Source organism: Shewanella amazonensis SB2B (assembly GCF_000015245.1).
Lineage (GTDB): Bacteria > Pseudomonadota > Gammaproteobacteria > Enterobacterales > Shewanellaceae > Shewanella > Shewanella amazonensis.
Genome location: NC_008700.1, coordinates 1,471,061 through 1,490,997, shown reverse-complemented (window position 1 = coordinate 1,490,997; position 19,937 = coordinate 1,471,061). Strand labels below are relative to the sequence as shown.

Genomic DNA, 19,937 nt, shown 5'->3' with positions numbered 1-19,937 from the left:
GGCACGCAAGGAAGGAACGCAACCATGAGTATCAGCAAAAGAATAAGTATTAAACGCCTTTGCCGCCTGCCACTGGCGGGAGCAACTCTGCTGGCACTGACCGCCTGTGGCGGCAGTGATGGCGATTCCGGAAAGCCCGGCGATCCGGGCGGCGAACCGGCGATGACGATTCAAAGCCTGCACGTGGAATTTATGGACGTCGGTTTCACCGATGGCGTTGCCTCGGTAAAATACCGGGTGACCAACCAGGATGATGAAGTGGTAGTGGGCATACCATCAGCCACCTTTATCGCAGCCCAGTTGGTACCCGAAGGCTATACCGGCGCTGGCAATGCCAGCACCTGGCAATACTTCGGCTCTGAAAACTGCGCCGCCACCTGCCCCGGCAGCTATACCGACCTCAAAACCGGTATCTATACATACAGTTTCAGCGCCCCCTTTGATGGCATGAACGGTCAAAGCCTGATAGACGGCGCCACCCAACGTTTGGTGATCAAGCTTGGCGGCGATAGCCTGCCCGACGGCACGCCGTTGCCCATTACCAATGCCCACAAGGACTGGCAAAGCGCTGGCGAACCTGCCTATACCCGTAATATTGTCAGTATCGACACCTGTAACAGTTGTCACAGCAATCTGGCCTTCCATGGCAGCAGATACAATCAAGTCGAAACCTGTGTCACCTGCCACAATGCCACCCGGGTATCCAATCCCGCGAATGTGTTTGCGCCCATGGTGCATAGCAAACACCTGGCAGGGTTTCCCCAGCCATTGGCCGATTGCGAGACATGCCACAAAAACGATGCGGCGCTCGCCGACAATCAGAATTGGCACAAAATCCCCACCATGGAGGCCTGTGGGAGCTGTCATACCAACATTAATTTCCCCGCAGGTGAAGGACACCCTGCACAGCCAACCAACGCCAATTGTGTAGCCTGTCACAACGCAGACTGGACTGCCGAGGTGCACTCCGATAAAGCAAACGACGATGCACTGGCCGCCTTTGAGGTACAGCTGACATCTGCCAGCATGGCCGCAGGTACTGTCACTGTGGGCGTCAAACTCGTCAATCCGCAAAGTGGTGAAGTCTACGGCGCCGCCGACAGCCTGGACTTCGTGTCGGATTTGCGCCTCTACGCCAACTGGGGCGGCAGCATGGATTACACCACCCGCAGCGCCCGCTCAATAAGACTGCAAAGCACGGCGGCTGTGGCCTCTGAAAATGGAGTAAACAGCTATCAGATCACCGGGCTGACCGTGCCTGCGGGTACAGAAGCAGACACCGGCACCCTTGCTGTTCAAGGCCGCGTTTGCGCTGCCGATGGCAAGCTGGTTGCCTGTGGTGATGGTGTAGATGTGCTGGTTATCAAATCATCGCACCGCTTCTTTGATGCTTCCATGCTGACCACTGCCGGACGTCGCACCGTGGTGACCAACGAAACATGTGGTAATTGTCATGGCGATCAGAAGCTTAACTTCCATGGTGCCCGCAACGATTTGGAGGGCCAGTGCCAGCTGTGTCACAACCACAATATGCAGGCGGATGCCACTGCCGCCAACCCTGCCCATACAACGGCTGACTTCAAGCAGCTCATTCATGCACTGCACAGGGGCAAATTTGAAGGCTTCGAGACCCTCAACTATCCCGGCAACATTGGCAACTGCGCCCAGTGCCACACCAACAACGCCGATGGCGTACTCAGCATAGCGCTGCCGCTTTCTGCAGCGGTGCAGCCCATGGCATTGAATGATGGCAGCTTTACCAGTCCCACCGCAGCCATATGCAGTAACTGCCACGAGTCCGACAGCGCCAAAAACCACATGACCCAACAGGGTGGCGTGTTTGCCGGAACCAAGGCCGATGCCAGCGCGGGCACCGAAAGCTGCAACACCTGTCACAGCCAGGGTGGCATGGCCGATGTGCTTAAGGTTCACCCAATTCATTGATGATTAAAAAGCCGCCCTTTTTGGGCGGCGATAATTAGGGGGCCAGCTGTCATCGGTCCCATTCGTGCAATAAACGCAATGCAGGGATACAAAGATGAACTTCCAAAGACAGGTGTACAGGACTACCCGCCTGGCGTTGGCCGCCCTGATATCGCTGACACTATTTGCCTGTGGCAGCGACGGTGAGGACGGTAAAGATGGCGAGGACGGCGTTGTTGGCGTCAATATTGATTCTACTGCCACGCTTAAGGTGAACTTCACCGATGCCAGGGTCGAAGATGGCAAAGTCACTGCCGACTTTATACTGACCAATGCCAATGGCGTTGCTGTGCTTGGGTTAACCAAGGCGCACGACCTCCGATTTGGCATCGCCCAGTTAACCCAGGTTACCCAAACCATAGGTACGGGAGACGAGGCCAGAGAAGCCGACCTGGGTTATCAGTGGCAGGCCTATATCAACAGTCTTCGCCAGCCAGGCACAGTGCCGGAAGGTGTGGATGGCCTTAACCCGTCCCCCCAATATCAGGCGGGCGTGGAAGCCGCCAACGGTTGTGATACCTGCTTGGTTGACCATGGCGACGGCAGCTACAGCTACAGTTTTCAGGTGAACATCGCCCAGGTCACAGAACCACTGGCGGTAGTTTACAATGCGGATGCCACCCAAAGGATCACCATGGAGCTGAAGCTGCCTCAGGTGGTTGCAAACGGTCATTTCGATTGGCAGCCCTCCAGCGGCAACACCGAAGGCATTCAAACCCGAAATGTGGTCACCATCAAGGCCTGTTATACCTGTCACCAACCGGAAAGCCTGGAGTTACACGGTGGACGCAGGCTGGATCTGGAAAACTGTGTTGCTTGCCATACGGCAACCTCCGGCGATCCTGAATCGGGCAACAGTGTCGAATTCACCTACCTTATTCACGCCATCCACCGTGGTGCAGAACGTCATACCTTTGATGCCGATGGCAATCAGGTAGACGACCCGTACAAGATTGTGGGATTCGGCGGCAGTGTGCATGACTATGGTTTGGTGCACTTCCCGAGAAAACCGGCGTCCGACTGCAGTGTGTGTCACCAGGAAGGCACAGGTGCACCCGCAGACGCCGCGCTCTTCAAAGCCGAAAAGAGCAACACCGCCTGCGTGGCCTGCCACTCGGAAAAGCCCTCCTCCCATCACGCCAGCACTGACTGTATGGCATGCCACAATACCGACAACACTTACCATGGCACCGGCAGCCCTACCAAACGCCACGGCGATGTAATGAAGGCCTACACTCTGGCAAGCGAGCTGAGCGTCAAAGTACTCGATGTCAGTGCCAATGCAGGCAAAATGACCTTTAAGGTGCAGGTGCTGGACAAAAATGGCGCACCGATGGACCAGACGTTTATCAACCAAAGCAGCCGCATGGTCGTGGCCTGGGATGTAGATAAAGACTATCCCGCCTACAATGAAGCCTCCTACAGCAATCGTCGCATTCGCTTGAGCGAAGGCAGCTACGATGCCACCGAGAAAAGCTACACGCTGACGCCAAGTGCGGCTCTGCCTGCAATGCCGGACGGAAAGAGCTTTGAGATTTGGTCCACACTGGAGGCCTGTTTCAATAACGGTGGTTATGGGGTTGAAGATATACAACTGACTGATTGCAGTGCTGATGGGGTCAGAACCGTTGCCATTAAAGAAAGCCCCTATCGCTTTGTTTGGGGCAATAATGGTATCGACAGCTCGCAGCCAGCGGCTATGCGCCGTGCCATTATCGACACCGCCAAGTGCCAGGCGTGCCATGGTCAGGAAATTCACCACTATGACAACGGCGTCAATTGCCAGACATGCCACACCTCGGATAAAACACTGAGAAACAGTACAACCTATCCCGGTGGTCGTATGCCCAGCAGCTTTGCCTGGAAGGCACACGAGCGTGAAGGCCACTATCTCAAGTATGGCGGGCTGCAATCGGGAACCGTGCTCAAGACCGATTGCGCCACCTGCCACACCGAAGCTGGCAACAGCGTTACCGGCATCACCCTTGGTCGAGCACCTGAACGTGTGTGGCGCTATGGTGACACTCAAAACAATGGTGCCGAAATCTGGGTCTCTTCCGATGCAGGAAGTTGCCTGAGCTGCCACCAACAATACTTGAGTGATGCCGCCAAATCACACATCACGGCCAACGGCGGTATTCTGGATGGAATGGATGAGGCCGATGTCCGCAATCGTGCCAAAGAAACCTGTTCTACCTGCCATACGCCAACGCAGCTAATGGAAGTTCACGGCAACTGAGGTGTATCAGCAGTTTGATACCCCTTAAATGGTAAACACCCAAAAGGGAGGCAATCGCCTCCCTTTTTGTTGTGTCTTTTTGTAATCCGCACTGGGTAAATCCGCTTTTATTGATCAAGATTATGTTTTGCCCCGACACCCATTCTACCCCTAAAGAAATAGTCCGATCTCAATCACATAACCCGGCGAAAGTGACTGATTATTCTGCATCACTTGGTTAGCCTTAACCTTGGAAACATAAATCCACCCATTCACTGTAGTTAATGAGATTTGTTTTGATTAACCGCAAGTTAATGGCGATGACAAATACACTTGCAGGGAAATATTATGATGAAACGGTTCAACTTCAATGCCGCGACAAAAGCGATATTGGGTGCCGGATTACTGTCTTTAACGCTCGTCGGTTGCGGCAGCGACGGCAAAGATGGTGAAGACGGCAAAGATGGTGTCATTGGCGTCAGCATTGACAAAACATCAACCCTCAAAGCCACCTTTACCAATGCCAGCATCGATGCCGGTGTACTGAGCGTTGACTTCACCCTGGAAAACGCCAACGGCGTTGCCGTGTTGGGGCTGACCAAGGATCACGACCTGCGCTTTGGTATTGCCCAACTCGCCGAAGTGACAGAGACAGTGGGTGAAGGCGACCAGGCCACCGAAGCCAATCGCGGCTACCAGTGGCAAGCCTACATCAACAGCAAAAAAGAGCCCAATCCAGCCTGGTTGCCAGAGGGCGATGCCGATATCAATCCCTCAGCTCAGTATCAGGCCAACGTAGAAGCCGCCAATAAGTGCGATACCTGCTTGGTTGACCATGGTGACGGCAGCTACAGCTATACTTTCCAGATTAATATCGCCAACGTTACCGAGCCTCTGCCGGTTGTGTTTGACGCCAATAACACTCAAAGAGCCACCCTGGAGCTGGAATTGCCCCAGGTCACCGCCAACGCCCACTATGACTGGCAGCCTGCCTCCGGCAAAACCGAAGGCATTCAAACCCGTGATGTGGTCAGTATTGAGACCTGTTACACCTGCCACCAACCTGAGAGCCTCAAGCTCCACGGTGGTCGTCGTATCGACCTTGAAAACTGTGCCTCTTGCCACACTGCCACATCCGGCGATCCTGAGTCAGGCAACAGTGTCGACTTTACCTATATGATCCACGCCATCCATAAAGGCGAACATCGCATGACCTACTCTCCAACCGAGGAGAAAATGGTACAGGCGCCATACAAGGTGATTGGATATGGTGGCGGTATGCATGACTACAGCAAGGTCATGTATCCACAGGGACCCGCCGCGGACTGTGCTGCCTGTCACGTAGAAGGTGCTGGCGCCCCTGCCAATGCGGATCTCTTTAAAGCCAACCTCAGCAACACCGCCTGTATTGCGTGTCACAGCGAGCTGCCGTCCGACACCCACTACAAGTACGGTGCGGGCACAGACTGTATGAGTTGCCACATCGAAGATGGTTACTCACGCAGCGGCGCCGAAGCGCACGGTGATGTGCTCAAGGCTTATGACACCACCAAGGGGATGTCAGTCAAGTTCAGTAACATAGGCGCAGACACTAACGGTAAGTTCACCTTCAAGGTGCAGGTGCTGGATAAAGACGGCAACGCCGTTGGCACTGAGTTCCTCGACACCAGCAGCCGCGTAGTTATGGCCTGGGACAGCGACAAAGATTACCCCGGCTACTATGAAGGCTCCTACAGTAACCGTCGTATCGCCTTGAAAGAAGGCACCTACGATGCCACTGACAAGAGCTACACCCTGACGGCCAGCAAGATAAACCTGCCTGCGGATGCCAACGGCAAGACCTTTGAGCTGTGGTCAGCACTGAAGGTGTGCTTCAACAACGGCGGTTATGGTCGTCCCGACGTGGTGATGACTGACTGCGCCACCGACGGTGTGCGTAAGATTGAAGTGAAAGACGCGCCACTGCACTTCGTCTGGAAAGACGGTGGCGTGGACGATGCAGCCAAAGCCGTCATGCGCCGTGAAATTATCGACTCGACCAAGTGTCAGGGTTGTCACAACCAGCAGGTGTATCACTACGATAACGGTGTGAACTGTCAGACTTGCCACACCTCTGACAAGACGACCAAAGATGACGCTGCATACCCAGGTGGCAAGAAGCCAACCAGCTTTGCCTACAAGGCTCACGGCGCTTCTGGTCACTACCTTAAGTATGCCGGCGCCCAGACTGGTACTGTACTCAAGACCGACTGCAGCACATGTCACACCGACAAGGGTATTACTCTGGGACGTGCACCTGACCGTGTATGGCGCTATGGCGACAAGGACAACGGCGGCGTGGATGTCTGGGTATCTTCCGATGCCGGTGCCTGCATGAGCTGTCACCAGAAGTACATGGGTGACGCGGCCAAGGCACACATCGAAACCAACGGCGGTATTGTCGATGGTACCAGTGCTGATGATGTGCGCACCCGTGCCAAGGAAAGCTGCTCTACCTGCCACACTGCAGAGCAGATACGTGGACTGCACAACAAATAAGGCTTAGCCTTAATGTGAAAAAAAGGGGAGCTTATGCTCCCCCTTTTTTGATGCAACTTGATGCAAATTGTGCAATAAAATCACGTATTTTTTGATCTGAAACAGCTTTATTCCCCCGCCGCTGATACCCCTTTTGAAATAGCCGGATCCAGTTCACACATTGAACACGCCAAGACAGATTTTCTACCCCCTATGAGGTAACTTTTCCCTGGGGAATGCTATTTCCAACATTGACTTAGATGGCCAACCCACTAGACGGCACCCCAAATGGTAAGCCGCCCGGCCGCGAAGCAATGTCAACCTATGCAGGGAACATCATGATGAACACACAAAAAACCAAAATCGCACTGCTGATAGCAGCCAGCGCCCTGGGCTTAACCGCCTGTGGTGGCAGTGATGGCAGCGACGGCAACCCAGGTAACCCGGGCGGAGAGCCTGCAGGTTCCATTGCCGAACTGCATTTCACCTTCAACGATACCCGCATTAACGACGGTATCACCAAGGTCGAATTCACCGTGACCAACGAAGAAGACAAACCCGTTGTTGGTCTGCAAAAAATGCGCTTCTATGCCGAGCAGCTGCTACCTGAAGGTGCAACCGGTGCAGGTAACAGCTCCCAGTGGGAATACCTGCTGGACGAAACCTGTGACCTGCCAGCCGCCAAGTGTCCAGGCACTTTCGTAGACCACAAAAATGGTCGCTACAGCTACACCTTCGGTGCCAACCTGGCCGACTCTACCCGCTCAGAATACAAGGCTCAGCTGGCCCAGCGTCTGGTGATCCGTAACTACAACGTGCCCCTGCCAGATGGCACCACAGTGCCCGGCACCACCGCCCTGACCGACTTTATGGGCGACTCAGGTGCTGATGCCTTCTACAGCCGCAAAATTGTTGCCACCGAAAGCTGTAACGCCTGTCACGGTGACGTACAGGAAGCTGGCCACATGACTGGTGATGTTAACTTCTGCGCCAGCTGCCACACCCCCGGTCGCGTGAGTGAAGGCAAAGAGTTCAACGTCTTCATCCACGACATCCACTTCAACCTGGATGACGCCGACAACAAGATTAAACCCGCCTTTGGCGTTGCCGCACTGGAAAACTGCCAGAGCTGCCACGTTGAGACCGAAGTTGCCCCCGATTGGGCCAACTGGACCCGTATCCCTACCGCTCAAAGCTGTGGCAGCTGCCACACCAATATCGACTTTGCCGCCGGGAAAGGCCACTCCATGCAGGCCGATAACAGCAACTGCGTAGCCTGTCACAACAGCGACTGGACCGCCGAGCTGCACACCGCTCAGGGTAAGGCCGCAAAAGAGCTGGTCGCCAAGCTTGGCATGAGCACCACTCTGGTCGGTAATGAGGACAATAGCGCGACGCTGACTCTGGTGATTACCGATGCTGCCGGCAATGCGGTAGATGCCAATAGCCTGATGACCAAAATCCAGCGTATTGAAACCATCACCAACGTGGGCCCTAACTTCCCCATCATGGGCTACAACCCAAGCCCAGGAAATGGTCAGAAGAAAGTGACCAAAGATCTGGTGAAGTCAGGCGCATTGCAAGCCGATGTGACTGTGGTTGACGGCAAGCTGGTATACACCATACCTGCCCTGCCTTTCGGTGCTGGCGATACCAATACCGCCTTTACCTTCGTTGGTCTGGAAATGTGTGTCAGCGGCACCGAGTTTGTTGACTGTGGCGACGGTGTTGCTACCCAGTCAATGAAGGCTCAACTGGCCCACGGTACCAAGGCAGGCGAGACTGCAAACTTCCGCCATATCGACTCGGTGAACTTTGCCAGCTGTCAGGGCTGTCACGGTGAAACCTTTGACATTCACAAGGGCTATCACGCCGGCTTTATCATGAGTGAGCAGCTGGGCCGCGAAGTGAACGGTAAGCTGACTGTGGGCGTCGATGCCTGTGTGGCCTGTCACACCCCTGACGGTACATATGCCGGTGGCGCCAACAAAGGTGCGTTCGAGATGAAGCTGCACGTGGTGCACGGTAAAGAAGGCGTCTTCAACGACTGCCGTCAGTGTCACAACGACTTCAACCTGGATGCCTTCAAGATGAAGGGTGCTCTGGCCACATCTGCCGGTAAGTACACCACGCCCATCACGGCCACCTGTACCTCTTGCCACAGCCAGGAAAGCATTGGCCACGGTCTGACCAACATGGGTGCCATCGTCGACGGTGACTATGTGGAAGCCAACCAGGCGGCGCAGCAGGAAACCTGTTTCTTCTGTCACCAGCCAAGTGTTACCGACCACACTGTGGTGAAAATGTAATTGACCCTATCCCGGGGAGAGTCCGCTCTCCCCTTCCCCTCTGGAGACCGGTCAAATAAGGAAACGAGATGATGAAAACACTAACCCTCAGCGCCATCCTTGGCTCGCTGCTTGTCTCGGGGATGCTGATGCACAGCCCCGCACAGGCCGCAAAATGGGACGCCAAGATGACTCCCGACGAGGTTGAGGCCACACTGGACAAGAAGTTCGCCGAAGGCGACTACTCGCCCAAAGGGGCCGATTCCTGTTTGATGTGCCACAAAAAGTCTGAAAAAGTCATGGATCTCTTCAAGGGTGTCCATGGTGCAACTGACTCAAGCAAAAGCCCCATGGCCGGGCTGCAGTGCGAGTCCTGCCACGGCCCCATGGGCAAACACAACAAGGGTGGTAACGAACCGATGATCACCTTCGGCAAGGATTCCACCCTGAGCGCCGAAAAGCAAAACAGTGTGTGTATGTCATGTCACCAGGATGACAAGCGCATGGCCTGGAATGGCGGTCACCACGACAATGCCGATGTAGCCTGCGCCTCATGCCACAGTGTGCACACTGCCAAAGACCCTGTGCTGTCCAAGAGCACAGAGATGGAAGTGTGCACCAGCTGTCACACCAAGCAAAAGACTGAACTGAACAAGCGCTCCAGCCATCCGCTCAAATGGGCCCAGATGGTGTGCAGTGACTGCCACAACCCCCACGGCAGCCTGGGCGATGCCGCGTTGGTGAAACCGTCGGTAAACGAAACCTGCTATGCCTGCCACACGGAGAAACGGGGCCCAAAACTGTGGGAGCATGCGCCCGTCACTGAGAATTGTGCCGCTTGCCACAATCCCCACGGCAGTGTGAATGACGCCATGCTCAAGGCTCGTGCCCCCATGCTGTGTCAGGAATGTCACGCAAGCGATGGCCACGCCAGCCGTGCCAACCTGGGCAACACAGGCTTTGGCAGCGAAGTGGGCGATAACGCCTTCACCGGTGGCAGAAGCTGCCTGAATTGTCACAGCCAGGTGCATGGTTCCAATCATCCATCCGGCAAGCTGCTGCAACGTTAAGGAGGCGCCATCATGAGATTTCAACTCAATATGATCACCCTGGCGCTGCTGGCGGCCTCAGCTCCGGCACTGGCCGGTGGCTACAGCCTGAACAATGCCAACACCGACAAGGTGAAATTCGATGCCTGGGCCTGTAAGGGCTGTACGCTGGAAACAGGCACTCAGGGTAACATCGGCATAGGTGTAGGTTATCAGGACACAGATGATGTTCGCTCCGCCAACAGCTTTGGCAGCGACGAGGAAGTGCCGTACAAAGTGGATGCCGACGTGCGCCACGTGACGGAATCAGGCTATCGCACCGAGTTCAATGCCGAGAATCTTGGCATGGATAACGCCAATGCCAGCCTGAAAACCGGTCGCCCCGGCAGTTACAACGTGAGTCTGGACTATCGCAGCATCAAGACCTATGAGTCTGATACCCTGGTCAGCCCATTTGAAGGCATTGGCTCGGGTACCCTAACCCTGCCCAGTGACTGGGTATACTCAGGCTCCAGTGACGGTATGAGCGGTCTGGCCTCGGCCAATCCCTTTGAAATATCACTCAAACGCGAGAAGGCTGGCCTGGGCTTTGCCTATCAAAGCGAGTCCGCCTTTGCCACCTATGTGCATTATCAGCGGGAAGAAAAGACGGGGCTGAAAACCGCCTCCGGCAGTTTCTTCAACCAGTCCATCATGCTGCCAGAGCCTGTGGATTACACCACAGATACAGTGGAAGCCGGTGTCAAGCTCAAGGGCGATAATGGCTTCCTGGCATTGGTGTACAACGGCAGCCGTTTCTCAAATGGCTACAGCGAGCTGAGTTTTGACAACCCCTTCCATCCCACCTTTGGTGCGGCCAGAAGTGGCGCTATGGCGCTGGATCCTGATAATCAGGCCCACACGGTGTCGCTGCAGGGACTCTACAACGATGGCAAGAGTCAGCTTACCGGACGTCTGATGGCAGGTCAGATGAGCCAGGATGAGCCGCTGGTCACCACGGGTTATGGTTATGCCCTGCCTGTGGAAGCTGTGGATGCCAAAGTGGACATCATTGGCATGACCCTGAAAGCGTCCAGCCGCGTCAACAAGGACCTGCGTCTGTCAGGCAGTTACGATTACAGTGACCGTGACAACAAGACTCAGGTCGAAGAGTGGACGCAGATCAGCATCAACAATGTGTCCGGCAAGGTGGCGTACAACACCCCCTATGACCACACCAGCCACAGATTCAAGGCCGGTGCCGATTACCGTGTCAGCCGCGGTATCAAGCTCGATGGCGGTGTGGACTACAGGGTAGATGAGCGCAACTACCAGGACAGAGAGACCACTGAAGAAACCACCGGCTGGGCAAGACTGCGCCTGGGTAACTTCGAACACTGGGATTTCTCGCTCAAAGGCAGTTACGGCACCCGCGGCGGCAGTGAATACCAGGCAAGCGAATGGACCTCGTCGGAGAACAATGCCCTGCTGCGTAAGTACTATCTGGCAGATCGCAATCGCACCCAGGCTGAAATGCGCGTGTCCCACACACCGCTCGACACCCTGAGTCTCGATTTCGGAGTGCGTTATGCCCTCGATGATTACGATGCTACCCAGATTGGTCTGACCGAATCCAAGGATTTGGGCTACGATGCCAGCCTTAGTTGGCAGCTCACTGAACGTCTGCTTTTGAGTGGTTTTTACACCCACCAAACCATCGACTCGGCCCAGGCTGGCAGCAGCAACTTTGCCACCGCCAACTGGTTCTCCGATATCGAAGACAAGGTAGATGTCTATGGTCTGGGTCTGGCCTACAACCAATTGATGGATGGCAGGCTGAAACTCGGCGCCGATTACAGCTTCTCGGATTCAGAGAGTACAACTCAGGTACGTCAGGGGATCACCGGCGACTACGGCGATTATTTTGCCAAGGTGCACAATCTGAACCTGTACGCCCAGTTCCAGGCCAGTGAGCGCATAGCCGTGCGCCTCGACTATCGCATGGAAAACTACCGTGATAACGATGAAGCCCGGGATATTGCCGTGGATGGCATCTGGAATCTGGTGAGTTTTGGCTCCATGAACCATGATTACAACGCCCACCTGGTTATGCTTAGCATGAGCTATCGGCTCTAACGCGCAAGCCCGAAAAAGCCCGCTGCTGCGGGCTTTTTTATTGGTCCGGCACCACCTTTTCCGCCCTCAAATCTCTGCGGGTTTCTGCAAACCTGGTCTCCTCATACCGGATACGGTCAATTGTGGTGCGTGAATGCATTACAGAACGACAACCCATAAAAACAATCGTTTGACAGCGAATTACGCCATAAGCTGCCAAAAAGACAAAAATACCTGTTGCATCGCCAAAGACAAAAGTCTTACACTGCCAGCGCTACATTTTTATAACATATATAACAATGCAAGTTACAAACCTGATAACAAGCTAAAGGACTCGCAAACATGAAACACTCAACTCTGCTGACCGGCGCACTGCTGGGAGGAATGTTGTTTTCCACTTCAGCGCTGGCAGATGGGATCCGTGCCAGCCTCGAAATGAGCAAGCAAAACTTCGCCGCCAACGAAGACGTGACCGTGCGCGTTACCCTGACAAACGATGAAAAAGTGCCTGTGAAGGTACTCAAGTGGTACACCGCGGCAGACGGTGTGGAAGAGTCACTGTTTAAAGTGTCGGTTAATGGTGAAGAAAAACATTACCTTGGCGCCCATTTCAAGCGTCCGGCGCCACAAAGCAAAGATTACATCAAGCTCAAGGCCGGCGAGAGCGTCAGTTACGACGTAGAGCTGTCTTCCCTGTACGACATGACCGAACAGGGCAATTATGAAATCGCTTACCAAGTCAGTTCACTGCAACTTTTTGCCCCGAATCCTGGCCAGCAAAACAAACTGGCACGCCTGGGTATCGAGGGAATTCAATCTGATGCGGTAAGTTTCTTCCATGAAGGAATTGAAGCAAAAAGCGGTGCCAACAAGGGTAAGCCCGGCAGCGGTGACGGTGGCGGTACTCCCACAGAAGGCGTCAGCTTCAGCGGTCGCTGCTCCAACAGCCAGATGAGCGACACCCTCGCAGGCTTAGCCGCCGCCAAATCCATGGCTGCCGATGCCAAAGGCTATCTCGCCAATAACAACAGCCCTGCCAGTTCAGTGCGCTACAACACCTGGTTTGGCAGCTACAACAGCAGCCGCTGGAACACGGTCAGCAATAATTTCAGCGCCATCGACTCGGCCCTGAATACCCAACCGCTGACGTTCGATTGCAGCTGTAAGAAGAGCTACTACGCCTACGTATATCCTAACCAGCCTTACAAGATATACCTGTGCAATGCCTTCTGGAGCGCCCCAGTGTCCGGCACCGACTCCAAGGGCGGTACCATAGTCCATGAGATGAGCCACTTTGATGTGGTCGCCGGCACCGACGATGTCGTTTACGGCCAGAGTGGCGCCAAGAGCCTGGCCCAGAGCAATCCGGATCAAGCGATCCAGAACGCCGACAGCCACGAATACTTTGCGGAAAATACACCCTTCCAAAACTGATTTACCCGCCGGTCTCATGGCCGGCACTCCCTTTGGGAACGGCCAGTTACCTTGTGAATTTTGGGCAGAGGATCTGCCCCTTTTTTTGCCTTTTTGCCGCCAAAGCGTGAGAAACACCCGAAAGCCATCATAAATCCCATCATCACCATTGCATGCAGCGCCACTTTAGGAGAAGGTTAACCAAACTTATCTCTGGGGTTTGATGCCATGCCGTTGAGAATATTACTGTTATTATCCTTTTTACTGACCGCATTGCCCGTGTATGCCTTTGACCCGTCTGGAACAAGAGCCACGGCATATTTGCTGCTGGGCCTCGGGGGCTTTACGGCGCTGAATTTACTTGCTCAGTTGACGTTTTTCGCCGCGGGCTTTTATCAGCAAACCGGATTTGCCAAAAAACACCTGCTGTTGTCTCTGCTGCCGGTCGCGTTGGGTACTGTACTTACCCTTTGGGATACACGGGGCGGCGCCGAACTGGTGATGAATGGTGGCCTTCTGCTGGTGTCACTCGCCTTTGCCCTGTTGCCCTGGCTGCTGATTGAAAAATCCGTCACACCGAGGCCACTCATTGCAGCGCTCCTGCCGGTACTCTTTTTAGCCATGGGCTGTTTTATTGGCCCCATTACGGCCTTCGCGCTTATCACGGCCCATGCAGCCAGACCTAAGCAAACCCCTGTCGGTAAGTATTTGTGCGTGCTGGTGCTCTGCCTTGGGTATCCGCTGCTGGGCTACTACCTGTACCAGTTGGCAGGCAAGCTCTGATGCAAACATTGGCCGCGTTGCTGCAAGAGGTGCGGGGTTGCCAATTATGTGCGGGCCTGCCGCTTGGGCCCAAACCGATATTGCAGGCAGAAAGCGACGCCAAAATCCTCATTGCCGGTCAGGCACCTGGTGCCAACACCCACGAAAAAGGCCGACCTTTCGATGATGCCAGCGGTGACAGGCTTCGCCATTGGCTGGGGGTAGATAAGGCCTGCTTCTACGATCCCGGGCGTTTTGCCATACTGCCGATGGGGTTTTGCTTCCCCGGTGCCATCATCCGGCATGGAAGGCGTCAGGGGGATAAGCCACCCAGGCCCGAATGCGCACCGGCCTGGCGCAAGCAGCTTTTGTCTCATCTTCCGAATGTTGAGCTTACCCTGCTGCTGGGCACCTATGCGCTTGACTGGCATTTGCCTGAACATAGGGGCCTTACGCTCGAAGCGACCGATTGGCAAACTCACTGGCCCAAGCTTCTGGTTCTGCCCCACCCCAGCCCCCGCAACGGGCTTTGGCTTAAACGCCATCCTGAATTCGAAGCCAACGTCATCCCTAAGTTGCAACAACGTGTATCAGGCCTGCTCGGGCTGAACTAAACTTAATACTTGGAACAGACACACGGAGGTCACCGATGAGGGCCTACGGATATCACTCATTTCGTGACATACAGGTCAACGAAATTGACTGGCTGAGGTGGCAACGGCTTGTGGATACAGTCGCAGAGATGTTCCACGCACCCGCAGCCTTTATCAATCAGGCCAACACCAAAGGGATAGAGGTGCTGATAGCCTCAGAACTCCCCACCACGCGTTATTCCCCAGGACATATCGCCACCATAGACCAAAACGTTTATAGCCACTATGTGGTGCAAAAAAATCAGCTGCTGTATGTACCGGATGCAAGCCAGGATCCCCGTTGGCATGACAATCCGGAATTTCAGGACGATCACTATATCTCCTATCTGGGTATGCCCATCATCTGGCCCGACGGCGATACCTTTGGCACCCTGTGCGTATTATCCGATGTAGTCACCCAGTACCCTGCCACCTATTTAAAGGTGCTCAATGTCATTCGTGATGTCATCAACGCCGATTTGGCTCACATGTACCGAGAAAACCAGCTCCTTAATCAAAGCTATCTTGACCCTCTGACCAAAATCTATAACCGCCGGGGCTTTGAAGAGTTGTTTGAAAAGAACCAGCAGCTGGCACTGCGTCTGGGCCGTAAAATGGTATTGATCAGTTTTGATTTGGATGGCTTCAAACCCATCAATGATAATTATGGCCATATCACGGGAGACAAGATCCTGGCTTTTTTTGCAACCAGTCTGAAATCGAGCTGCCGGGGCAGTGATTTGGTTGCCCGCTGGGGCGGTGATGAGTTTTTAGTGCTGGCCCACTCGGAAACCGAGCAGTTGGAGAACTCGGTATTGCTAAGGCTGGATGAACACCTGGCCCACCAAAACCAGCTGCCTAAATTTGACTATTCCGTTGGTATGCTGCAACTGGACCCGGCCACCCATTACGAACTCGACAGCTTACTGCCAAGCGTCGATGCCCGCATGTACCACCACAAGCGCACCAAACAGACAAAACAACGCCAATAAAAAAGCCCGGACTGTCCGGGCTTTTTCGTACGCTTTACCTTACTGGCAGCTTACGCCAACCGACGCAAAGGCGGCGGTCACATCAGACACTGCATAACCCTTATCGGAAGCGGCCGCCTCTACACCACAGGCGCCCTGATTGTAATTGCTGGTCGCTGTCCAGTAATGCTGGTTTGCCAGAACAAACACTTCGAAGGCTTTACGGGTATCCCAGCCATTTTTCTTGGCCAGCAGGTAGAAAGCCTTATTGTACACACCGGAAGAATAGTGCACGTCCATACCACTGGTGTAATCTGAGGCATGACCAATTGAGCGACCATCTTTGGTTGGGTCGTCCATGTAACGCAGGGCTCCATTACCTTTGAAGATGTCATGACCCACCATCCAGTCGTTGCTGCCACGCATAAAGAATTCGGCAGCTTCACCGGCCATATCGGAGAAAGCTTCGTTCATACCACCGGACTGAGCACTGTATTCCAGGCCTGAGTTCTGTTCGGTGAAGCCGTGGCTCACTTCGTGAGCTGAAACATCCAAACTCACCAGAGGATAGAAATAGCTGGCGCCGTCACCGAAGGACATGGCACGGCCATCCCAGAAGGCGTTTTCGTAGTTACGGCCATAGTGAACACGCATTTCCAGCTGGAAGGTCAGCGGGGCTGTGTTGTACCAGTCTTTGTACATGTTGAAAATCACGCCGCCAAAGTAGTGAGCATCGTTCAGCGGAGAGTATGCGCCATTGATGGCACGATAGGTGTTTTCAGGACAGGTGAAAGAGTAAACACTGCCACGGCGAGTACTGTTGGCCATGTCCACTGTCTTCACGTTGGCGTTGTTCATGGTACATACGCCGTTGGCCTCTTCAACGTTCAGCGGGCCGAAGTCACTGCCGTAGTAGTACTGGCCGGTTTTGGCATTGCCGCCCGGACCTGTGGCATCAAATGCAGTGCCTGGAGTCGTGCCACCGCCGTTGCCCGGCTTGCCTGCGCTGTTTTTGGCGGTCATCAACTCGTTCCAGTGACGCACCACCTCACCGGTCATGGCATCCACCAAACCGGCGGGACGGGAAATCTCGTTTACACCTTCGCTGAGGAAAGACACGCGGTAAGCCAGACGTGGGGCATCCCCTTCCGCCAGAATCACCAGCTCTACGTCTTTATGGCCTGATGCCACGGCGCCGGGATACACTTTGTTCAGCGCAGCAATCGCCTGGCCACGGGTCAAGGCTGGGGTAACGTTAAAGTCGGCCTCAATAGCGGCGGCCTGACCAAAAATATCACCATCAGAGGACACGACCAGGTGGTGGCCGTACACCTTTACACCATTGAACAGTTGCTGTTGCTTAACTTTTTGGTGACCAGCAGCAGTAGTGAAAGATTTACCGGCAGTAAAGCTGTTGCCATGGGCCAGGCCCATGCGGTGTTCCAGGGTATTACCAGCCTGCAGTGCGCCGGAAACACACAGAGCCAGTGTTGCAGGGATTAAAGTGTATGCTTTCATGTCCTGATCCTTTTGTAGTTGTTTTGTCCAAGAGTGTCACCTTGGTCGGAACAAACTGTCACAAATCCATCAGGCGCTCAAGAATGAATGCAACCTTAAATTAAAATTAAATTTACCTACGTGTAACATATGAGTTACACATTGATACAAGTGTTAGATTTAACTCGGGTTTTGCTCCAACAGTCTTTTCCGCACTTACAGAATGACATCCCAAATAATTGATAATTATGGAATAAATATGCCCATTAATATTTCACTCACACCTGACGCTTTAAATAAAGCGTCAGCGCGGGACAAGTGGCAGAAACCGTCAGTCGGGTCAGCCTGCTCAGCTTGATAAGGTAAAGATAACGCCGCTTCCCATGGCCGACTGCGCTGACGGCACCTGCGACACTCTAAAACCCTTGGTAGTACACTCAGCCAATTCCGAGCCACAGGCCCGGGTGGATAACCTGTTACAGTCGCCCTGGGCGGGTACCGGCCAAGTGGATAGCCAGCATTGAAATGGGCCAGGGCAAATGAGGATCTGCTCCAAGCCGAAGGATTATGTGACCGTGGACTTGGGCTGGACTGCGAAATTACGCAGGGCAAGTCACTTTTGGGCTGCTATCCACAAGCCGTTGTTGCATACCCTTGATGCAAACCAGACCTTGCAGTAAAGTGAGCTCCCTTTTCGCCGCCGGGCATGCCACCGGCGGTGCACAAGACAGCCAGACGTGATGAGATGACAGAAAAACACCTGCGCAAGGCCACAGCCTCTGAAGACAACCTGTTGCGGATCTTTACCGTACCGGAGGCGGCTGACTCTACCCTCGGCCGTATCGAGCAGCAGCTGTCTGCCGATCTTGCCGGTTTCCTGCAGGACAATATTGCCGCGCTGGAACAACCTCTGTCAGATATTGAGGATCACTTCTACAGTGTCGAAGTGCCACCACAACCCCAGTTTGTCTCCGATTACGTGGATGACATCATGGCTCATTTGGTGGCGCAGTCGGTACACACTGCTGCGCCATCGTTTATCGGCCACATGACCTCTGCCCTGCCCTATTTCCTGTTGCCCCTGTCGAAACTGATGGTGGGGCTGAATCAGAATCTGGTGAAAATCGAAACCTCCAAGGCCTTTACCCCCATGGAGCGTCAGGTGCTGGGCATGATGCACCACCTGATTTATGGCCGCGAAAAGGATTTCTATCAGGGCTTCCTCCACAGCGCCAGCCATGCACTGGGGGCTTTTTGCTCCGGCGGAACCGTTGCCAACATCACAGCGCTGTGGATTGCCCGCAACCAGTTACTGAAAGCCCGTGGTAACTTCAGGGGCGTGACCCGTGAAGGCCTGCATAAGGCGCTCAAACATTATGGCTGGGATGATTTGGCGATTCTGGTGTCTGAACGTGGTCACTACTCCCTCGGCAAAGCCGCAGATCTGCTTGGCATCGGCCGGGACAACATCATCAGCGTACCGGTGGATGCCCATAATAAGGTGGATATTGACGCCATGCGGGTTGCTGCAGCCCAATTACAGGCGCGCAATATCCGGGTAATGGCCATTGTCGGCGTCGCGGGCACCACAGAAACCGGCAATGTGGATCCTCTTGCTGAGATGGCAGCCCTTGCCAAAGAGATAGACTGCCATTTCCATGTGGATGCGGCCTGGGGCGGCGCTACCCTGCTGTCTGAAAAGTATCGTTATCTGCTCAGCGGTATCGAACTGGCGGATTCGGTCACCATAGATGCCCACAAGCAAATGTATGTGCCCATGGGCGCAGGTATGGTGCTGTTTAAAAATCCAAGCTTTGCCTCTGCCATCGAGCATCATGCCGAGTACATCCTGCGTCAGGGCTCCAAGGATCTGGGCAGCCAGACTCTGGAAGGTTCACGCCCCGGGATGGCGATGCTGGTTCATGCCTGTTTGAACATCATTGGCCGCGAAGGCTACGAAATCCTGATAAACGGCTCGCTGGAGCGCGCCCGATTTTTTGCGGGGCTCATTGAGGCCCAAACGGATTTTGAGCTTATCAGCGAACCGGAGCTGTGCCTGCTGACCTACAGATACGTGCCTGCAAAGGTGCGCCTGGCACTGGCACAGGCAGTAGCGCAGCACGACAAAGATAAACTCGATGCCATTGGCAGTCTGCTTGACGATCTCACCCGCGCCATTCAGAAAACCCAGCGCGAGCAGGGTAAATCCTTTGTCTCCCGCACCCGTATCACGCCCAAGCGCTATGGTAACGACAAGCGCACCGTGTTCAGGGTTGTGCTGGCCAATCCCCTCACAACCGAGGCCATACTGGCCGCGGTGCTGGAAGAGCAACGAGCGCTGGCAAGCGGGGAAACTGAGATACTGCAGGCCCTCGACGCTCTGTGTTGAAATGGCGCTGTGTTGAAATGGCACTGTGTTGAAATCGCGCTGTGCTGACATGGCCCAGCACAGCACTCAAAGAAGCACGCAACAAACAATAAAGCCCGGCAGTCATGCCGGGCTTTGTCTTTTA

At 54.4% G+C, this 19,937-nt stretch carries 11 protein-coding genes and 1 pseudogene; 11 read left to right on the top strand and 1 reads right to left on the bottom strand.

From position 1 onward, the window contains the following. Positions 1-24 precede the first annotated feature (24 nt). The 10 genes from SAMA_RS06340 (at position 25) to SAMA_RS06295 (ending at position 15,948) form a co-directional block, all read left to right on the top strand. Complete coding sequence (locus SAMA_RS06340; RefSeq protein ID WP_011759327.1) at positions 25-1,944, top strand: OmcA/MtrC family decaheme c-type cytochrome; 1,920 nt, start codon at positions 25-27, stop codon at positions 1,942-1,944. A 94-nt stretch (positions 1,945-2,038) separates the two neighbouring features. Further along, positions 2,039-4,222 carry an OmcA/MtrC family decaheme c-type cytochrome gene (locus SAMA_RS06335; RefSeq protein ID WP_011759326.1) on the top strand — a complete coding sequence of 728 codons (2,184 nt, stop codon included), beginning with the start codon at positions 2,039-2,041 and terminating at the stop codon, positions 4,220-4,222. Between the two features lie 327 nt (positions 4,223-4,549). After that, positions 4,550-6,739 (top strand): OmcA/MtrC family decaheme c-type cytochrome, encoded by a 2,190-nt coding sequence (locus tag SAMA_RS06330; RefSeq protein ID WP_011759325.1) that lies wholly within the window; start codon positions 4,550-4,552, stop codon positions 6,737-6,739. 317 nt (positions 6,740-7,056) lie between these two features. Further along, positions 7,057-9,027, top strand: coding sequence for an OmcA/MtrC family decaheme c-type cytochrome (locus SAMA_RS06325; RefSeq protein ID WP_011759324.1), 1,971 nt, complete (start codon positions 7,057-7,059; stop codon positions 9,025-9,027). 122 nt (positions 9,028-9,149) lie between these two features. Beyond that, positions 9,150-10,076 (top strand): DmsE family decaheme c-type cytochrome, encoded by a 927-nt coding sequence (locus SAMA_RS06320; protein WP_232280541.1) that lies wholly within the window; start codon positions 9,150-9,152, stop codon positions 10,074-10,076. Between the two features lie 12 nt (positions 10,077-10,088). Continuing rightward, the gene (locus SAMA_RS06315; RefSeq protein WP_011759322.1) at positions 10,089-12,170 is read left to right on the top strand and encodes an MtrB/PioB family decaheme-associated outer membrane protein; all 2,082 of its coding nucleotides are present in this window, start codon (positions 10,089-10,091) and stop codon (positions 12,168-12,170) included. 321 nt (positions 12,171-12,491) lie between these two features. After that, a complete protein-coding gene (locus SAMA_RS06310; RefSeq protein WP_011759321.1) occupies positions 12,492-13,583 on the top strand; it encodes a M35 family metallo-endopeptidase in 1,092 nt (363 codons plus the stop codon). Positions 13,584-13,790: 207 nt separating this feature from the next. Next, positions 13,791-14,345 carry a hypothetical protein gene (locus SAMA_RS06305; protein WP_011759320.1) on the top strand — a complete coding sequence of 185 codons (555 nt, stop codon included), beginning with the start codon at positions 13,791-13,793 and terminating at the stop codon, positions 14,343-14,345. Then, entirely contained in the window at positions 14,345-14,938 is a 594-nt protein-coding gene (locus SAMA_RS06300; protein ID WP_011759319.1) for a uracil-DNA glycosylase family protein, read from the top strand. Before SAMA_RS06305 ends, SAMA_RS06300 begins: the two co-directional genes overlap by 1 nt. Positions 14,939-15,048: 110 nt before the next feature. Continuing rightward, positions 15,049-15,948, top strand: a complete 900-nt coding sequence (locus tag SAMA_RS06295) for a sensor domain-containing diguanylate cyclase (RefSeq protein ID WP_232280524.1) — start codon at positions 15,049-15,051, stop codon at positions 15,946-15,948. 48 nt (positions 15,949-15,996) lie between these two features. On the opposite strand, the pseudogene SAMA_RS19920 reads toward SAMA_RS06295, so the two are convergent. Beyond that, positions 15,997-16,884 (bottom strand): annotated as a pseudogene (locus SAMA_RS19920) (M4 family metallopeptidase); the annotation flags it as partial. A gap of 1,285 nt (positions 16,885-18,169) precedes the next feature. On the opposite strand from SAMA_RS19920, the gene panP reads away from it, so the two are divergent. After that, positions 18,170-19,813 (top strand): pyridoxal-dependent aspartate 1-decarboxylase PanP, encoded by a 1,644-nt coding sequence (gene panP / locus SAMA_RS06285; RefSeq protein WP_041410191.1) that lies wholly within the window; start codon positions 18,170-18,172, stop codon positions 19,811-19,813. Positions 19,814-19,937: the final 124 nt, after the last annotated feature.

Excerpts from the sequence above, each read along its gene's own strand:
- SAMA_RS06300 (WP_011759319.1), top strand. The coding sequence starts at position 14,345 with ATGCAAACATTGGCCGCGTTGCTGCAAGAGGTGCGGGGTTGCCAATTA.
- SAMA_RS06305 (WP_011759320.1), top strand. The coding sequence starts at position 13,791 with ATGCCGTTGAGAATATTACTGTTATTATCCTTTTTACTGACCGCATTG.
- SAMA_RS06335 (WP_011759326.1), top strand. The coding sequence starts at position 2,039 with ATGAACTTCCAAAGACAGGTGTACAGGACTACCCGCCTGGCGTTGGCC.
- SAMA_RS06315 (WP_011759322.1), top strand. The coding sequence starts at position 10,089 with ATGAGATTTCAACTCAATATGATCACCCTGGCGCTGCTGGCGGCCTCA.
- SAMA_RS06330 (WP_011759325.1), top strand. The coding sequence starts at position 4,550 with ATGATGAAACGGTTCAACTTCAATGCCGCGACAAAAGCGATATTGGGT.
- SAMA_RS06340 (WP_011759327.1), top strand. The coding sequence starts at position 25 with ATGAGTATCAGCAAAAGAATAAGTATTAAACGCCTTTGCCGCCTGCCA.
- SAMA_RS06325 (WP_011759324.1), top strand. The coding sequence starts at position 7,057 with ATGATGAACACACAAAAAACCAAAATCGCACTGCTGATAGCAGCCAGC.
- SAMA_RS06320 (WP_232280541.1), top strand. The coding sequence starts at position 9,150 with ATGCTGATGCACAGCCCCGCACAGGCCGCAAAATGGGACGCCAAGATG.
- panP (WP_041410191.1), top strand. The coding sequence starts at position 18,170 with ATGACAGAAAAACACCTGCGCAAGGCCACAGCCTCTGAAGACAACCTG.
- SAMA_RS06310 (WP_011759321.1), top strand. The coding sequence starts at position 12,492 with ATGAAACACTCAACTCTGCTGACCGGCGCACTGCTGGGAGGAATGTTG.